17 protein-coding genes are annotated in these 17,679 nt (G+C 49.6%); 4 read left to right on the top strand and 13 right to left on the bottom strand.

Annotated elements, in window-relative coordinates:
* The first annotated feature begins 140 nt into the window (after positions 1-140).
* Complete coding sequence (locus tag GUA98_RS29740; protein WP_227779889.1) at positions 141-266, top strand: YjcZ family sporulation protein; 126 nt, start codon at positions 141-143, stop codon at positions 264-266.
* A 170-nt stretch (positions 267-436) separates the two neighbouring features.
* Here GUA98_RS29740 and GUA98_RS20645 read toward each other — a convergent pair whose 3' ends face one another.
* The 5 genes from GUA98_RS20645 to GUA98_RS20625 all read right to left on the bottom strand — a co-directional run bounded on the left by GUA98_RS20645 (position 437) and on the right by GUA98_RS20625 (position 5,309).
* Positions 437-1,654 (bottom strand): ABC transporter permease, encoded by a 1,218-nt coding sequence (locus GUA98_RS20645; RefSeq protein WP_193724246.1) that lies wholly within the window; start codon positions 1,652-1,654, stop codon positions 437-439.
* A 2-nt stretch (positions 1,655-1,656) separates the two neighbouring features.
* A complete protein-coding gene (locus tag GUA98_RS20640; protein ID WP_095292035.1) occupies positions 1,657-2,409 on the bottom strand; it encodes an ABC transporter ATP-binding protein in 753 nt (250 codons plus the stop codon).
* A 27-nt stretch (positions 2,410-2,436) separates the two neighbouring features.
* The gene (locus GUA98_RS20635; protein ID WP_193724245.1) at positions 2,437-3,810 is read right to left on the bottom strand and encodes a DEAD/DEAH box helicase; all 1,374 of its coding nucleotides are present in this window, start codon (positions 3,808-3,810) and stop codon (positions 2,437-2,439) included.
* A 212-nt stretch (positions 3,811-4,022) separates the two neighbouring features.
* Positions 4,023-4,796: an SDR family NAD(P)-dependent oxidoreductase gene (locus tag GUA98_RS20630; RefSeq protein WP_193724244.1), complete on the bottom strand. Its 774-nt coding sequence runs from the start codon at positions 4,794-4,796 to the stop codon at positions 4,023-4,025.
* A 54-nt stretch (positions 4,797-4,850) separates the two neighbouring features.
* Positions 4,851-5,309, bottom strand: coding sequence for a chemotaxis protein CheX (locus tag GUA98_RS20625; RefSeq protein ID WP_095292039.1), 459 nt, complete (start codon positions 5,307-5,309; stop codon positions 4,851-4,853).
* Between the two features lie 459 nt (positions 5,310-5,768).
* Between GUA98_RS20625 and GUA98_RS20620 the strand changes: the two genes are divergently transcribed.
* Both GUA98_RS20620 and GUA98_RS20615 read left to right on the top strand, forming a co-directional pair.
* Positions 5,769-6,671, top strand: a complete 903-nt coding sequence (locus GUA98_RS20620; protein ID WP_127538953.1) for a LysR family transcriptional regulator — start codon at positions 5,769-5,771, stop codon at positions 6,669-6,671.
* Positions 6,672-6,702: 31 nt separating this feature from the next.
* Positions 6,703-7,512 (top strand): histidinol-phosphatase, encoded by an 810-nt coding sequence (locus GUA98_RS20615; RefSeq protein ID WP_153979865.1) that lies wholly within the window; start codon positions 6,703-6,705, stop codon positions 7,510-7,512.
* 264 nt (positions 7,513-7,776) lie between these two features.
* On the opposite strand, the gene GUA98_RS20610 is transcribed toward GUA98_RS20615, so the two are convergent.
* The 6 genes from GUA98_RS20610 to GUA98_RS20585 all read right to left on the bottom strand — a co-directional run bounded on the left by GUA98_RS20610 (position 7,777) and on the right by GUA98_RS20585 (position 13,917).
* On the bottom strand, positions 7,777-8,388 hold the full coding sequence (locus GUA98_RS20610) for a GNAT family N-acetyltransferase (RefSeq protein ID WP_153979866.1): 612 nt from the start codon (positions 8,386-8,388) through the stop codon (positions 7,777-7,779).
* Positions 8,389-8,525: 137 nt separating this feature from the next.
* Positions 8,526-9,275 (bottom strand): metallophosphoesterase family protein, encoded by a 750-nt coding sequence (locus GUA98_RS20605; RefSeq protein ID WP_193724243.1) that lies wholly within the window; start codon positions 9,273-9,275, stop codon positions 8,526-8,528.
* Positions 9,276-9,346: 71 nt separating this feature from the next.
* Entirely contained in the window at positions 9,347-10,294 is a 948-nt protein-coding gene (locus GUA98_RS20600; protein ID WP_193724242.1) for a metallophosphoesterase, read from the bottom strand.
* 177 nt (positions 10,295-10,471) lie between these two features.
* Positions 10,472-11,236: a succinate dehydrogenase iron-sulfur subunit gene (sdhB, locus tag GUA98_RS20595; RefSeq protein ID WP_095292048.1), complete on the bottom strand. Its 765-nt coding sequence runs from the start codon at positions 11,234-11,236 to the stop codon at positions 10,472-10,474.
* Between the two features lie 228 nt (positions 11,237-11,464).
* Entirely contained in the window at positions 11,465-13,207 is a 1,743-nt protein-coding gene (gene sdhA / locus GUA98_RS20590) for a succinate dehydrogenase flavoprotein subunit (protein WP_095292050.1), read from the bottom strand.
* Positions 13,208-13,248: 41 nt separating this feature from the next.
* Complete coding sequence (locus GUA98_RS20585; protein ID WP_095292052.1) at positions 13,249-13,917, bottom strand: succinate dehydrogenase cytochrome b558 subunit; 669 nt, start codon at positions 13,915-13,917, stop codon at positions 13,249-13,251.
* Between the two features lie 294 nt (positions 13,918-14,211).
* Between GUA98_RS20585 and GUA98_RS20580 the strand changes: the two genes are divergently transcribed.
* Positions 14,212-15,135 carry a LysR family transcriptional regulator gene (locus tag GUA98_RS20580; RefSeq protein ID WP_153979869.1) on the top strand — a complete coding sequence of 308 codons (924 nt, stop codon included), beginning with the start codon at positions 14,212-14,214 and terminating at the stop codon, positions 15,133-15,135.
* A 73-nt stretch (positions 15,136-15,208) separates the two neighbouring features.
* Here GUA98_RS20580 and GUA98_RS20575 read toward each other — a convergent pair whose 3' ends face one another.
* Both GUA98_RS20575 and GUA98_RS20570 read right to left on the bottom strand, forming a co-directional pair.
* Positions 15,209-15,880: a potassium channel family protein gene (locus tag GUA98_RS20575; protein ID WP_193724241.1), complete on the bottom strand. Its 672-nt coding sequence runs from the start codon at positions 15,878-15,880 to the stop codon at positions 15,209-15,211.
* Between the two features lie 16 nt (positions 15,881-15,896).
* A complete protein-coding gene (locus GUA98_RS20570) occupies positions 15,897-17,261 on the bottom strand; it encodes a TrkH family potassium uptake protein (protein ID WP_227779887.1) in 1,365 nt (454 codons plus the stop codon).
* Positions 17,262-17,679: the final 418 nt, after the last annotated feature.

Below are 17,679 nucleotides of genomic sequence, written 5' to 3'. Positions count from 1 at the left end.
GCAGAAGCTGCTGTGCTTCACCTGAAATATATTTATTTCTAAACGATTCCGGGCAGTGGCCCAATCAGCAGAAACCCAGGGCACATAGTATACGGTGTACGCAAGGGCGTGCCAAAAACCACTCGAAAGGGGAATGACCCATGTCTGGAGTTGAAGAAACAAGAGGCGGTTATGGATACGGCGGTTTCGGAGGATTTACAAATACAGGTGCGATTCTTGTTCTGTTCATCCTGCTGGTAATCATCACTAAATCATTCCTCTGTTAGTTCCATCCTTCTCTACGCGGGAGAGCCAAATAGGCTAAACGCAGCAAAAAAGACGGTTATTTGGGGACTCAGCCCCAACATAACCGTCTTTTTTGTGATTGACGATATCGTAACACTCTTTGCTGCTGGAGTTATCTTCCCCAGTCCACGTTTGCAGCAATAAGGTCAAGTCACTCGTCTTCTTCTTCCTTCAACCATTTGTTGCCCTGTGAACGCCTCATGAGGTAGATCACCAGCGCACCGAGCACCAGCGCTATTCCCGTGACACTCAACCCACTTATTCCGGCAGCCCACATCGGAAGCCACATCAATAGAGCAGCAATAGCATGCAGATTGAAGATGAAGCCGAGCACCTGGGAACGGCGGCTCTCTGCAGAGATGGGATAGATCATGATCCAGAAGGATTCACCATGACTGCGGCGTAATGCGCCAAGCTGAACACCAACCAGCAGAAGGAAGAACAGATATACACCTACGCCAAAGTAACTTCCCGCTGTCCACCAGCTGAGCAGCATGCCCAGTACGATCAATCGCAGCACAATGGTGAACACTTCGGTTCGAATGAATGTTTTGGTAATGAGATAGCGATAGGCTTTCCCTGCATTCCAGGGTAGCCCGCTTCCCCATTTACTGAGCCAGCGGCGAGCACTTACTTTCTGGCCGGAGGATGGTACATCCACGAACCAGCCCAGTGTCCGCATGACCCGGCCGGCCTGGCCCTGCTCCACCTGAATCAGACGTTCCCATGCTACCCGGTGCTTCACCGGGATGCGCAGTGCGACCACATAGAGGGCTGCCAGCAGCAACAGGAACCAGACACTTCGCAGTGGAGGCTGCCACAACCAAGCGGCAATCGCCAGTATAGACAGTGCCCAGCGCAGCAAACGATAGCCTCTGGCTGCCCCGGTCTGAACCATTCGCAGCTCCTGCCAGGCACCGTAGCTCGCCAGTCCTTTCCAGAGGAGCAAAAGCACGATAAACCAGCCAAACGGCCGTGCATCCTGATCTGCCCGAACATAGAGAGGCCACAGTGTAACAAATACGAGCAGCATGCCGAGACTTTTGTAGATGATTCCCCGGGCAAAACTGTTCTTCAGGTACTCCTGCATCCGGTACTCCTGGGGTCTAAGAAATACGATATCGGCAGGATGCAGATATGTACGATAACTGCTAAACAGGACTAGCGGTGCCAGCAGCAGCAACGCAATCCAGCGAATCGGGAATCCTGCAGGAATGTTTTGTACAAATGAGGTGTACCAGGCCGAGAATGCAATGACGAGAAAGAGAAAGACCATGGCCACGCCACTCTGTATGACATAGCCCAGATAAGGAAGAATTCCGTTCCAGAATCCCGTGCGTCTTTGCTTCCATAACAGCTTGAGATCCATGCTTAATCCCTGCCCTGCACAAGAGAATAGAACATATGCTCCAGCGCCGCATCCGAATCTCCGAACTGGGTGCGCAGCTCATTCAATGTGCCATGAGCGATAACCTGACCCCGATGCAATACAACAAAGCGATCGCAGTAGTTTTCAATCGTGGACAGAATGTGCGAACTCAACAATATGGATGATCCGGATGCCTTCATTTCCAGCATGAAATCCAGCAAAGAACGAATTCCGAGCGGGTCGAGCCCCAGGAACGGTTCATCAATAATGTAGAGCGGGGGCCCTGCAACAAAAGCACACATGATCATCACCTTCTGCCGCATCCCTTTGGACAGATGGGTCGACAGGCTTGTGCTTTTCTCCCTCATGCGGAACAGGTCCAGCAATTTCTCCGTACGGTGTTTGAAATCCGCTTCGGATACGCCATATGCTCTGGCTGTGAACTCCAGATGCTCCATTACGGTCATCTCGTCATACAATTCGGGTGACTCCGGCACAAATGCCATCGCCGATTGATAGATCTGTGCGTCCTCGTCCCGCTTCTTGCCCATGACCCGAACCTCCCCCTGCTGGGGAGTCATCAAGCCTAAAATATGTTTCATTGTCGTACTTTTTCCGGCACCGTTTAATCCGATCAGTCCGACCATCTCTCCGCGTCCAACTTCGAGATCGATACCATGGAGAACCGGCCGTTTGGCACTATATCCTCCGCTTAACCCGCTGATTTTAAGTACGGGCGTTTGTCCGTTATCCATCAATCCCTGCACCTCTTTCGTCAGGTTTTATTCTTCGGAACGCGGTGTGTTTCCCTTGCTCCATTTGGGTGCACCCTTTTTTTTACGATCCTGGTCCCGCTCTGTTCTTCCACCATTGCGAGCAGGCTTGCTGTCTGCTGTACGCTGATTCGACACAGCAGCTCTTGCTCCTCCGTTACGGCCTGCCTGGCCTGGTTTGCGGTCACGGGACGATCCCGGTTTTCTCGAGAAAGAATGACCTTCAGGTCGGGTGTCCGGACGTGGATCGGCTTCAAGTACTTTGCCGCCGAACAACACGCGTTCCTGCAATTCAATGCCAAGTTCACGCGCGAATTTGCGCATGATGAAGATTTGCGTTTCATCCACGATGGACAGCACAATCCCGCTGCGTCCCATGCGTCCTGTGCGTCCCGCACGGTGAACATAGTGCTCCGAGTCAAAAGCAGGGTCATAGTTGATAACCATTGGCAAGCCTTCAATATCCAAGCCTCTTGCCGCAACTTCGCTGGCAATCAGCAATTGGATTTTGCCATTGCGAAACGCAGCAAGTACGTTGCTCCGCGTTACCTTGTCCGCATCACCGTACAATGCAGCCGCAGACAGGCCCAGATGGTTCATTTTGGCCTCTACCTCGCCGATGTCTTCTGTAGCGTTCACAAACACAATGGCACGATCAGGGTTATACTGTCTGACCAGACGACGCAGCATATCGATTTTGTTGCGGGTTTCTTCCACAAAATAATAATGCTCCAGTCCCGCAGCTGTTGCCCGGTCTGGCTCAATTCCGATCTGAACAGGTTCCTTCATCTCACGCTTGGCAAGTCCAGCAGTATGCTCATCAATAGTCGCAGACAGGAAAATCAGCTGACGGTCCCGCAGTGCACTGCGAAGCACAAACTCCACATCACTCACGCCACCCAGCTGGAATACCTGGTCAGCTTCATCAATGACAATCGTCGAGACGTTGTGCATTTTCAGCTTTTTCAGCGTAATCAGTTCTTTCAGTCGTCCAGGCGTGCCCACAACCAGTTCAGGATGCTCACGCAATTTCTCGATCTGGCGTTTGACAGCTGCGCCTCCAATGAGGCCAAGTACGCCGATGCTGCGTCCCTCTCCATATCGCTGTGCTTCACGCACGATCTGCATGGCCAGTTCTTGGGTAGGCGCGATAATCAGCTTTTGCGTACCTTTGACATCACTTTTGATGGATTGCAGCAGTGGCAGAAGATAAGCAAGCGTTTTGCCTGTACCCGTCTGGGATTTCGCAACCACATCGCGGCCTTCCAAAATAACGGGTATGGTCTGGGCCTGTACCGGAGAAGGTTCGTTAATCCCGTGCGAAGCGAGTATCGCCTCCAGATCCTGTGCCACGCCTATTGAAGCAAATGTTTCATTCGTCATGTATGTCCATCCTTTTATTTTATTCTTACGATGCTAGTTCCTGCTTGTACTTCTGGAGCATAAGCCTGTCATCACATTATCTTTCATTATATGCGAAAAAATGCTGTGGACCAAATCTTATTCGGTAACTCTCTGCCTTGGCGCAAAAAAAGAAAAGCCCCTCGGCGGAGCTTTTCTCATATTCCCTATATGATGCTCAGGTTGCTGCATTTCTACTTCTGGTTCATGACCCCATGCGACAGCCGGTCAGCGAGTCGCGGAAACAGCTGATACAGCCATATGCCAGCCGAAGCGAGTCTTGGCAGATTCACTTCTTCCTTGCGTTTCTTCATCGCCCGGATCATATGCCCTGCAACCTCTTCCGGTTTGAGCATCATCCAGCGCACATTGTTAACGTAATTACCGGATGGATCTGCACGATGAAAAAACGGCGTATCAATGGGTCCCGGATTAATAGTCGTAACCGTCACTCCGGTCTTGCGCAGCTCCTGACGCAAAGCATTGCTGAATCCAAGTACGGCATGTTTGGTTGCTGTATAGGATGCCGATTTTGCAGTCCCAATTTTGCCAGCCATGGAGGCCACATTCACGATCTGTCCCTTTCCACGTTCCAGCATATGCGGCAGCACTGCCTTCGTACAGCGAACAATTCCCATGTAATTGACATCCATCATATCTTCGAATTCCTGCACCGTCATTTCCGTCATTGCGGCAAACTTTCCGTAACCTGCATTGTTCAGCAAAATATCGATTCGTCCATACTTTTCCTGCATCATGTTAAACGCTGTCTGTACCTGCTCATCATTGGTTACATCCAGCGTAAGCAGCTCATGCGGCCCTTTTAATGAAGCACCAATCTGTTCAAGCTTGTCCCGAGATCGGGCAGCAAGAATGGGAATAGCTCCTTCTTCAATCAGCATCTGTGCACAGAGCGCACCAATTCCGCTCGACGCACCTGTGATGAATACAACCTGATCTTTCAGCATACCCGAAGTCCTCCCGTAATGAACACAATCGCCTGTTCAGGCTATGGTTCTATTCTACGAGATCATGACCTGAATATCCATCTCGCCAATTCCGTCCATCAACAGTGGAATGCTCAATGCCTTTGTTGCATTAAATTCAGTTAAATGTTCGGACTTCAACACTTGCGGAGGCGTGATGTCCACCACGACACCCTGGTTGGACAGGATCGTGCTCGCATTGCCGCTAATCATGTTGCCCAGTTCCGAGATGGCGCTTTTACTCATTTCATCCATTTCGGTAATTACAAAACCGCCCATCATGGCGGAGACAATTCGCAGTGCAACTTGTTCCTGAATTCCGAAAACAATGTTTCCGCTCAGCTGGCCGGTCATTCCGATCACGATCCAAACATGGTCTGCTATGTACTCTACGTTCTTCACGCCAAGACTCCCGGTGGAAGGCGAAACCTGGATGAGTTGTTCGAATACGTTGCGTGCGGATTCCAGGAAAGGATTAATTACTTCCGCTTTCACTGTCTAATGTCCCCCTTACACTGGGTTATTGGTCACATACCAAAAGTCCCATATTCAATAATTTTATTATACTTTATCACGTACAAGAATTCACTATGAATTCGGTAAGACATGTGTACTATAATTTATCGTCATGCACGGGGCAATAGTTTATAGCTGTTTTTGACGAAATAACAGAACTCTGCACCCCTTTTGTAGGAAGACTTTTGATTCAATTCGAGACGCATTAAGATTTAGGACTTTTTTACTGTGTTTTAACAAATGTAATTTTATTAAAAATCTTGATATTAAGTTTAATTGACGTTCATGTATTCTTCTTAAACTCCGCGTGTCTCCTTCATTGCCCTGCCGTCTCGAATCACCTATAATTTAAGATAACAAACCAAAAAAAAGTTACGGGATTCCATTCCTCACAGGAACACTCCATGACACGACATCTTACCCGCAAGGAGGCCATACATGAATATCAGCCAACTGGAGACGCTGATTACGATCTCAAAAACGATGAGTTTCCGCAAAGCGGGAGAACTTCTGAACCTAACCCAGCCTGCCGTCTCGGCCCAGATTAAAAGTCTGGAGGATGAATTCAACACCGTTCTTGTAGATCGCAACCAACCTGTTACTTTAACCGATCGCGGACAAGTGTTTTTGGAGCATGCCGAGCGCATGCTAGATATCGTAGACGAACTGAAGCAGAAGCTGTCCGATCTCGATGAAACGCCTCAAGGCCATATCGTACTGGGCACGACAACCTCCATTGCGATTCAGATTCTCCCCCGGGTGCTATCCTACTTCCAGGATCAGTTCCCATTGATCAAAACCAGTATTCAGTCCCTGCCTTCCTCACAGATCTACACGCAGGTCGAAAATGGATTGATTGACGTTGGTATCGGGTATCTCACCGAGCGCAATCCCAATCTGAACACCTCTGTTCTGTATTACGACACGTTCGAACTTGTTGTGTCACCTGCTCATCCCCTTGCGAAGCAGAAGCATGCCGCGGTGGACGTGCTGCGCAGCACCCCATTGATTATGCTGTCGCCAGATACGGTCGGCAGACGGTTTACGGAAGGCATTTTCAAAAAACATGGCATTGAGCCCAATATTGTGATGGAATTGTCGAGCAGTGAGGAAGTCAAACGGATGGTCGAGATCAACCTCGGAGCGGCCGTGATATCCAAGCAATCCGTCGCACATGAGCTGCGTCAGGGCACACTTCGGATGATTCCGCTAAGTGAACTTGAGGTCAGTCATCCTGTAGGCGTCATTTACAAATCCAGTCGTTATCTGAATTCGGCCATGCATCAATTCCTGAGCGACCTGAAAGGCATGCCGGAAACTCAATTTATCAGTTCAGAATGACAAACAAGGCAGGAGAAAGGAAGGATCATTCATGAAATTCGATCTTCATACGCATCATTTCCGCTGTGGTCATGCGGATGGCAACATTCGGGAATACATCGAAGCTGGCATTCAGGCCGGTCTTCAGGCCATTGGAATCTCCGATCACACGCCCTATTTTGCCAGTAAAGAAGAGCAAGCATTCCCCCGCATTGCGATGGCCAAGTCCGAATTGCGCCATTATGTGGAAGAGGTGCTTGCACTGAAGGAGGAATACGCTGGGAAAATTGATGTGCTGCTTGGCATTGAATCCGATTATTTCCCTCTCCATGCCGAGTTGTATCGCAGTACGCTGGGACAGTATCCTTTTGACTATATTATTGGTTCGGTCCATCACACGGAGGATGTCAGCATTTTCAATAAAACCCGGTGGAAGGGACTCAGTGAGGCTCGGAAAATTGAAGTGAAGGAACGCTACTACTCATTGATTTCACAGTCTGCCCGGAGTGGCATGTTCCAGATTCTTGGACACATTGATGCCATGAAAGGCAATTACCCTGCATTCTCCGAGATAGTGGCTGATCATGCTATTGATGAAACCCTGCAGGTTATTGCGGAGGCGGGCGTGGCTATTGAGATCAACACCTCCGGCAAAACAAAGCTAAGCGGCGGATGGTATCCCTCTGATGCCATTTTGGAGAGAGCGAATCATTACGGCGTAAAAGTCACCTTCGGATCCGATGCGCACAAGCCTTCTCGCGTAGCGGACGACTTGGAAGACGTTCAGACTCGCCTGAAAGAGATCGGCTTTACGGAATGGGTTTATTTTAAACAGAAACAGATGCAGATTGTTCCCTTGTAACGAAAACCGGATAACAAGCTTGAAACCCTACGGTCACCGGGATGATCCCTATCGTAGGGTTTTTCTTTTGGTCAAAAAAAATGAACCCGCTCGCGGCGGGTCCCAACAGCATATCTATTTATCAAAAAGGGGGTCATGAGATAAGTTTACCCGCTGTCTGTTAGAGTTCAATTGCAGCTATATTTCATTTGTGTAACAAATGATTGAAGTTCGATTCAACTGATTTTACTAATGTATTCTATGTTATTTTTGTTTGTTGGATACCTAGGTTTGCAGGCTTTTATCCTTTTGTAATCGCACATGCTCTTCCCGATATAAAGCATAGACTTTGACGTCGAGCAGAGTGTCTTGTGTCTGACCATCCTCTTGACTCCATCCAAATGAAGGAAGAGTGCGTTCGTACGACATCCCGCTTTTGCGAAGCACCCGTTCGGATGATACATTGGCTTCGTAGCAGCGCGCTTCCACTTTTTGAAGGTTCAGCTCCGTAAAACCAAAATTCAGCAGGCGCTGTACCGCTTCGGTTGCAACGCCCATGCCCCAGCAGGATCTGTTCAGAATATAGCCAATCTGGGCAGTGCCGCTATGCTCATTCCAGTGCTGAAAAGACGTGATGCCGATGATCTGCTCCCTGCCTTTCCAGCAGATGCCGTAATGCAGCGAATCCAGCTTCGAACTGCTGCTCCGGATCTGATTCAGGAGTCGCCGGGCACGAATTGGCGTTGGTTGGCCTCCCCTATTCACATATTGAATGACTTGCGGATCGGAAAACAGTTCCGATAATGTGCTGAAATCACTCTGACGCAAAGATCGAAGCAGCAGTCGGTCTGTCCATAACACAGGAAGTCCTTGGCCCAGCATTTTTCGGGTCAGCATGGCAATCGCTCCTTTTGTCTATCGGGTTCTGGTCCGGTAAGACAAGCAAGCTCTGGGATGATCCGGCTCATATAAAAATGATGGATAACACTCCGTTTTGGTTTTCAAACATTAGTATGTCGATTCACTGCCATTATTTATTCCTCTGCCGAGCTCTGTTCCTGCAGTCCGCGATAGATCCCCGTACGAATCTCCCGGATGTAAAAGTCCAATGAAGGTACATCGGCTTGTTGTGCAGCCAGCACTTCACGCTCAATATCATAGGGAACCCTGACAAATTGAAGGTTGAAGGCCTTATTTCGATCACGACCACTCTCTCCTTCAAGGATGCAGTAAGAGGCTTGGGTCATATCGAGAGGATTACCTACACTTCCGGCATTAAACAACATTTTCCCATTAAAATGCTGCAAGTAAGCGTTATGCACATCTCCGTAGCCCACGATATCTGCTTCACCAAGCTCCGGATGATCTGCCGGAGCATCAAACATGGCTATCCTTTTCTCCATCTCGTCCCATGGCTGCACCCGGTGATACACACTCTGCGGCGAGGCGTGCACCAAACGAATGGTGCGCCCACTGAGTTCAAATTGGTGGCTGAAGGGAAGGCCCTTCAAGTATGCAAGCCGTTCTGCTCCCAATCGTGCCGCCTGCCAAGTAAAATTCTCATTATCCTGATTCACCGCAACCAGCTCATCCCAATTGCCCCGAATCACGTGTTCGCACGTCTCTCTCACCGAATCAACCACCTGCACCGGATCCGGACCTTTGCCCACGAGGTCGCCCAGACAAAAGATACGCTCCATCCCGCGACTCCGGATATCACTGAGTACAGCTTCCCAAGCTGTCATGTTGCCATGAATATCGGATACAATCGCAATTCGTTCCATCTGGCCAACCTCCTCTTCTAATACTTTTGAAGACTTAGATACTTAAAAATTTATTTCATTTTGTATACACGCTATGTTCGTGTTCCCCTTAATTCAAAAACGGTCAATTCCGGTCTGCACAAAAAACGAATCGGCAGCTGGGTCATGCCAAAACCGCGGTTCACATAGACAGGCATACGTGCCTTGCCTGCATAATATAACCCCTGAATGTACTTGCGTGAACCTCGCGGCGTGGTAACGGCTCCAATCCACGGAAAACGAACCTGCCCGCCATGGCTATGACCGGATAACTGTAGTCCAAATCCGAACGGCTCCGCCATATCGGCATAATCCGGCTCATGCATCAGCAATAGTTTCCACGTATCGGGGTCCAAACCTTCGATTGCTTGCAAAGGATTCGGCTGGCTTGTAAGAGCATCATCCAGACCTGTCACCGCTATTTGTTCGTTGCCTTGTTTAATGACAGCATGACTGTTGCGAAGCAGCGTAAAGCCGGCTTCCTTGAACATGGCTTCCACTTGTTTCTGCTGTCTGCCCCGGTAATCATGATTCCCCAATACGGCGAATTTGCCATACTTGGCCTGCATGGATGCCAGCACGGGTATACACTCCCGCATCGGTTCGGCTTCCCGTTCCACTATATCTCCGGTAAAACAGATCAGATCCGGCGTTTGCTCCTGTATGGTCTCGGCCAGCTTCTCCATTTCCTTCAAACCGGTATGAAAGCCGAGATGCGCATCGCTAAACTGTACAACACGCAGCCCATTGAATGCCTGCGGGAATCCGGGCAGTTCCAAGGGGACATGCTTCACTTCCAGACGGCGCGGCTCCCAGAGCCAGGCATATCCCCCTGTGAACAAGGCTGCACCTGCCGTCATCACAATCATCCGTAACAGGAAACTGCGCCGGGAGGGATCGTGATCCTTCTCCTCACCGGGAAAAATGGACCCTTGCTCGGGTCCAGCGTCTGAGCGCCGGGGCGGTGGCCATGAGCTGCCCTTACGCGGTGTCTCTGCCATGTCTTCCCCTCCTTCTCCGCTCTACATGCATCTCTACAGTATACCATATTCTGCATGACGAGCCCGGTTCCTTCGCACTTGCAGAAAAAGAAGCCGTGATCTTCAGCAGCAAGCTGCCGAAGTCCACGACTTCTCCTAATGTTGCAGATTCCACACCTGCAAGGGATATCCACGATACTATACGCCCAACCAGCGTTTGAACATATGCTTGGTTGTTTGTTTGTTCATTTCCGCAATGGACGTTGTCAGCGGAATGCCTTTTGGACAAGAGCGCACACAGTTCTGCGAGTTACCACAGCCCTCAATTCCTCCATCTTCCATCAGGGCTTCCAAACGATCCTCGGCGTTCATCTCTCCTGTTGGATGAGCATTGAACAGGCGGACTTGGGAAAGTGCTGCCGGGCCGATAAAGTCTGTTTTTTCATTCACGTTAGGACAAGCTTCCAGACACACACCACATGTCATGCACTTGGATAGCTCGTAAGCCCATTGACGCTTCTTCTCCGGCATCCGTGGACCCGGACCGAGGTCGTAGGTACCGTCAATCGGAATCCAGGCTTTGACCCGTTTCAGGGCATTAAACATCCGGGTGCGGTCAATGACCAGGTCACGTACAACCGGGAATGTTTTCATCGGTTCAATTCGAACCGGCTGTTCCAGCTTATCGATCAGGGCAGCACACGCTTGACGTGGCTTACCGTTAATTACCATGGAGCATGCTCCGCAGACTTCTTCGAGACAGTTTGATTCCCAGCAGACAGGGGCAATGGACTTGCCGTCTTTGTTAACCGGGTTCCGCTGAATCTCCATCAGGGCACTAATAACGTTCATGCCAGGACGGTACGGAAGTTCAAATTCTTCGGTATACGAAGACGATTCCGGGCTGTCCTGACGGGTGATGATAAACTTGACGGTTTTGTTCGCTGTAGCTTGTTCCGCCATATCGTTGTCCCCTCCTTTGGTGACGATGATTGTATTGCTGATGCGCAAAGTGAGCTTTTGGGAGCACGGGTGACGCTTCGGCTGCGGAATGTCCTTCCAACCGCTGTTGCTCCTCCATTTTACTGAATGAATTATTTATCGGATAAAATGGAGTATCAAAGGCGGACGCTTCGCTTTTTCAAGACATTTCCGCTTCCTCCGCTACGTCGTGCTGCTGTGTCCCTTTACTTAATCCTTCGAATAGTCCCGGATCCGTGGTGGGATCAAGGATACATCTACAGGCTCGTACGAGATTTGCGGGCCTTCCTTCGACCAGCTGGCGATGGTCGTTTTCAGGAACTCCTCATCGTTACGCTCCGTGAATTCCGGTTTGTAGTGTGCCCCGCGGCTTTCGTTACGCAGCAGTGCGCCGAGTGTCATCGCTTCAGCAAGTTCAAGCATGTTCCACAGCTGACGTGTGAAGGCTGCACCCGGGTTATTCCAACCGGATGTATCGTACATGTTGATTTTGCCGTAACGCTCTTTCAATTCCTTGATTTTGCCGATGGTGGCTTCAAGTTTATCGTTATAGCGCACAACCGTCATATTGGCTGTCATCCACTCGCCAAGCTCTTTATGAATGACATAGGCATTTTCACTGCCCTGCATTTTCATGATGCTTTCGTACTTATCGCTTTGGCGTTTGGTGTAGCCATCGAATACGGAAGAATTCACATCAGCAGACGATTTTTTGAGCCCCTTGATGTATTCCACCGCTTTCGGACCAGCCACCATACCGCCATAAATGGCCGATACCAGTGAGTTCGCACCCAGACGGTTTGCACCGTGGTATTGATATTCACATTCACCCGCTGCGAACAGGCCTGGAATGTTGGTCATTTGATTGTAGTCCACCCACATGCCGCCCATGGAATAGTGAACAGCCGGGAAGATTTTCATCGGGATCTTACGTGGGTCATCCCCCATGAACTTTTCGTAAATTTCAATGATACCGCCGAGCTTAACATCCAGCTCCTTCGGATCCTTGTGAGACAGGTCAAGGTAGACCATGTTCTCCCCGTTAACTCCAAGTCCCATATCCACACAAACGCTGAAGATTTCACGCGTTGCGATATCACGAGGAACGAGGTTACCGTAGGATGGATACTTCTCTTCAAGGAAGTACCATGGCTTACCGTCTTTGTACGTCCAGATCCGGCCGCCTTCACCACGCGCCGATTCGGACATCAGACGAAGCTTGTCATCTCCCGGAATGGCTGTTGGGTGAATCTGAATGAATTCCCCGTTGGCATAGTTCACGCCCTGCTGGTACACCGCACTTGCTGCTGTACCTGTATTGATAACGGAGTTCGTTGTTTTACCGAAAATAATACCAGGGCCGCCGCTTGCGAGAATAACCGCTTCAGCAGGGAACGTCTGCACCTTCATCGTTTTCAGGTCCTGTGCCACAATTCCGCGACAGATCCCCTCGTCATCAATAACTGCCTGCAGGAACTCCCAGTTCTCATATTTGGTAACGAGACCTGCTGCTTCCCAGCGACGAACCTGCTCATCCAATGCATAGAGCAATTGTTGTCCTGTTGTGGCTCCGGCAAATGCCGTACGGTGATGCTTTGTACCCCCGAAACGGCGGAAATCAAGCAAACCTTCCGGCGTCCGGTTGAACATAACGCCCATCCGGTCCATCAGGTGGATGATACCAGGTGCTGCTTCACACATCGCTTTAACTGGTGGCTGGTTCGCAAGAAAGTCGCCGCCATACACGGTATCGTCAAAGTGAACCCATGGGGAGTCGCCCTCACCCTTGGTGTTTACCGCTCCGTTAATGCCACCCTGGGCACATACGGAGTGGGATCTTTTTACGGGAACCAATGAGAATAAATGAACATGGACTCCGGCCTCAGCCGATTTGATCGCCGCCATCAACCCCGCGAGACCTCCGCCCACAATAATTACATTAGATGATGCCATTGCTGTTCACTCCCTTATAAGTCAGCATTTATCACAAATGCTTAAATCAGAACTGTTTTAATCGTATCAAGCATCGTTGTTGCCGTCTGGAAATCAATGCTCCGGAAAGCAAACAACGAAGCGATAAACATAATAGCCACAATACCGAACAGACTCATGCACACATAAGAAGATACACGCTGCGCACGCGGTCCAACGGTAATCCCCCAGCTAACCAGGAACGACCATAAGCCGTTAGCAAAGTGGTAGGAGGCTGCAACCACACTGATCAGATATAAAATAAACGTTACCGGGTTCATCACGACGTCATGAATGACACCGCCAAGTTGTTCGTGCGTTACATTACCCAGTGCAACCTGCACGCGAGTCTCCCAAACGTGCCAGATGACGAAAACAAACGTAATGACACCACTGATCCGCTGCAATGTGTAGCGCCAGTTGCGTTCATTGCCGTAACGTCCGACATTAGGCTTGGCCTGGTAAGCAATGTACAGACCGTATACACCGTGATAGAACAACGGCAACCAGATGAGAACCGTTTCCAAAACAATAACGAGAGGCAGACTGTTCAGGAAGGCAACAGCACCGTCAAAAGCTTCTTTGCCGCCTTCAACTGCCGAGAAGTTCGTCACCAGGTGCTCAAGAAAAAACAAACTGAGCGGGATGACGCCAAGCAAGGAGTGCAGCTTTCTGGAGTAAAACCCTTTCATAAAATGTCGTTCCCCTTTCGCTAAATACAACGTTTTCATAAAATATTTCGCTTATCATGACACAAACCTTTCCCATGGAAAGGTTCGACAAATTGTTCCGTTTTCATCAGGTGTGAACAACTTGTGTCACGATTCATGTTACTCCTTTTTTTCTTATAATGGAATTGCAATATAATTATTAAATGTTATAACCTATAGGTATAAGAGCTGAAACATCGGACAGGCAGGCATATCGCATTGAAAACGATTTAACAAGGACAACAATCACACCCCATGGAAAAGAGGTTAGTGTTTATGTTCGAGGATTTAAATGCATTTGCGGCAGTCGTGGAGCAATCAAGTCTGAATCGTGCCTCCAAATTGCTGAATCTGTCTCAGCCTGCCCTTTCGCGCAAAATTGCGAAACTGGAGGATGAACTGGGGGTGTCGCTTTTTCACCGCCGAGGCAAACGCCTTGAATTGACCAGTGTCGGCCAACTTGCCTACACCTTCGCTGTGGAACAAAAGCAGCAGCAGCAGAAGTTTCTGACCATGCTTGCCCAGTATAAGGACGAGGAGCAAAGCACCATTACGCTTGGAGCGTCCCTGACTACTCTTCAGACCACCCTCCCCCCTTTGGTCAATGCTTTCATGGAGAAGCATCCCAACGCCGAGATCAAGCTCGTGACGGGGAAAACACATGAGATTGTTTCCTTTGTCCGGGACAAAAAAGCAGACGTTGGCATTGTTGCCTCTTCCATTAATGAAGCCGGGCTGAACTGCGTACCTCTCTTCGATGATCACCTGGAGCTGGTTGTACCGCTTACGCATCCTTTGTCCGGGAAAGAGGCAGGGATGGAGCACTTGCAGGATTTGCCCATGATCACCTTTTCCAAAGGAACTTGGTATCGCAAGCTGACAGACGATCTGTTCCAGCGCTGCGCCGTCATGCCGGATATTCGCATGGAGATTGATTCGTTTGAAGCCATCGTTCGCCTCCTGCCCACCTGCAAGGCTGCTGCACTGCTGCCCAAATCCTATCTCCGCCCCCAGCTGCTTGCAGACAATGACCTGGTCTCCGTGTATCTGCCCCAGCTGCAGCAGACTCGCCGGACCACCTGCATGATCTACGGGGAAAAGGAAGATCTCAGCGAAACGTCCAGACAGTGGGTCAAAGAAACTGCAGCGCTCTTTACAGCAAAGGCGCCGCTGCCCTCCAGGAGGACTACGACGCCTTAATAAATCGATGTGAGCTTCATCTTCGCTTTGCCCTTGCCCTTGCCCTGGCCTTTGCCTGAACGGCGGAATCGGATTAGCCCTCCTGGCTGATTACCTCTTGTTCGAACCGGTCGATATCATCATTCATTCCGATAATGACCATGATGTCGCCCATCTGAAGCGAGTCCAGGGCAGTCGGAGCGATGATGACCCCAGTCTCCTTCTGCAGCGCCACAATACTGCACCCGAAGCGTACGCGCGCGTTCAGACTGGATAGCGTGGTATTATGCAGACATGCCGGCACTTTCATTTCCACAATGCTGTAATCATTGGAAAGTTCAATGTAGTCCAGCAGATTCGGGGTGACGAGCTGATGGGCAACCCGAATGCCCATGTCCCGTTCCGGATAAACGACGCGATCAATGCCGAGCTTATCCAGAGCTCGTCCGTGCAAGACGGATATTGCCTTGGCAACGACCGTTTTCACGCCCAGTTCCTTCAACAGGATGGCGGTAAGAATGCTGGTCTGAATATCGTCACCGATGGCCACAATGCCGCAGTCGAAATTACGGATCCCCAGTGAGCGCAGCACTTCCTCATCCGTAGCATCTGCCACCACCGCGTGAGTGACCAGTTCGCCCATGTCTTCGACGACCTCTTCATTTTTATCGATGCCAAGCACCTCGTAGCCAAGTTCCATTAATTCCTGTGCCAGACTCGAGCCGAAGCGCCCCAGCCCAATGACCGCAAACTGCTGTCTTTTCATTGTTCTTCACGAACCCCTATCCAATAATCATTTTTCCTTCAGGATACTTATACAGTTCCTTACCCTTTTTCTGTCCAAGTGCATACGCCAGCGTAATCGGTCCAAGCCGGCCCGCGAACATCATGAAACAAATCATGAGCTTTCCGAATGTGGTCAGCTTCAGCGTCAACCCCATCGATAATCCGACGGTAGAAAAGGCTGATGTCGTTTCAAATAAAATCATGAGAAATCCGCTATCTTCCGTCATGGTGAGCAGCATGGTCACTGCAATGATGAGCAGCAGCGCAAGAAGCGTAACCGTCAATGCCTTGAAAATGCGTTCCTGTTCCAGCCGATATCTGAAAAAGACAATATCCTCTCTGCCGCGCATCATCGCGATGACAGCTCCGACCATGATCATAAACGTTGTCGTTTTGATCCCGCCTCCGGTGGAACCTGGAGAAGCCCCGATAAACATTAAAATAATAATGAAAAACTGCGTTGCCTGTCTGAGACCGGCAATATCCAGGGTATTAGCTCCTGCCGTTCGCGGGGTTACCGACTGAAAGAACGAACCGAGAAGTTTGCCTCCCCAGTTCAAGCTGCCCAATGTCTGTGGATTGCTGTATTCAAACACAAAAATGACCAGTGCACCGAATCCAATGAGCAAGCCTGTAGTTAACAGCACCACCTTGGAATGCAGCGAAAGTTTGCGCGTTTTGCGATAATCCACCAGATCGGATAAAACAACAAAGCCAATACCCCCAGCCACAATCAAGAACATCGCTGTAAAGTTCACAAGCGGATCATAGACATACCCGGTCAAGCTGCGGAAGTCGCCAAACATATCAAACCCTGCATTGTTAAACATCGAGATGGCATGCCAGTATCCGTAATAAATCGCTTGTCCGACAGGCATGTCGAATGACCAGCGGATAGCAAATAGCGTGCCGCAAATGGCTTCCAAAATGAGCGAGTAGGCCACGACCTTGCGGATAAGCCGCACAATGCCTTCCATCGTGTTCTGGTTCATCGCTTCCTGCAAAATCAATCGCTCCCGCAGGGAGATCCGCCGCTTGAACGCAATGGCCACAAGTGTGGACATGGTCATGAAGCCAAGACCACCGATTTGAATCAGAACGGCAAGTATCACCTGACCCAGTACAGTAAAGTGAGTACCCGTGTCCACAACAACCAACCCGGTAACACAGACCGCCGATGTAGCTGTGAATAATGCATCAATAAAGGGAAGACTATCTCCGCTGCGGCTGGAAACCGGAAGCATGAGCAGCAATGTTCCGAGCAGGATAATTCCCGCAAATCCCAGGACAAGAATACGTGGGGGCGATAGCCGCACCCATTGATTATTCAGTTTCACTTGTGTATCATCCACCTCTGCCAAAAAGAAAATGACCCCACAATGTGGAGCCTTTCTCCGAATCACTTATCCTTGGCACCAGGGCCAACACACGAAATCTTGGATAAGCTTCGATCGGAGCATATAAACATGTATGATTGTAGTCATCACCACATATGCATTAAGGTTGGAATCCTCTTATTCGTTCCCTTGCAAGGCTAAAGACATGCAAATATTGCACATTTGTTTCAAAATTATAAGCGCTGCGGCTGTTGCAGACAAAACGATTTTTGTGTAAATAGGATCGAATTCCGGCAAAAAGGGAAAAACTCAGATATATCAATGAACGGATCAGATTCATTCGATCATTTTCATTCATTTTCAGGGATTTGCACGTCTTTTCGTTTCATCATTGGCATTCAGGGTTCGGCCTGTGCTATCTTTACTTTAATATCCAAATTAA

It is taken from the genome of Paenibacillus sp. P13VS, assembly GCF_015143645.1.
GTDB lineage: Bacteria > Bacillota > Bacilli > Paenibacillales > Paenibacillaceae > Paenibacillus > Paenibacillus xylanilyticus_A.
This window is presented reverse-complemented; position numbering and strand designations above follow the sequence as displayed.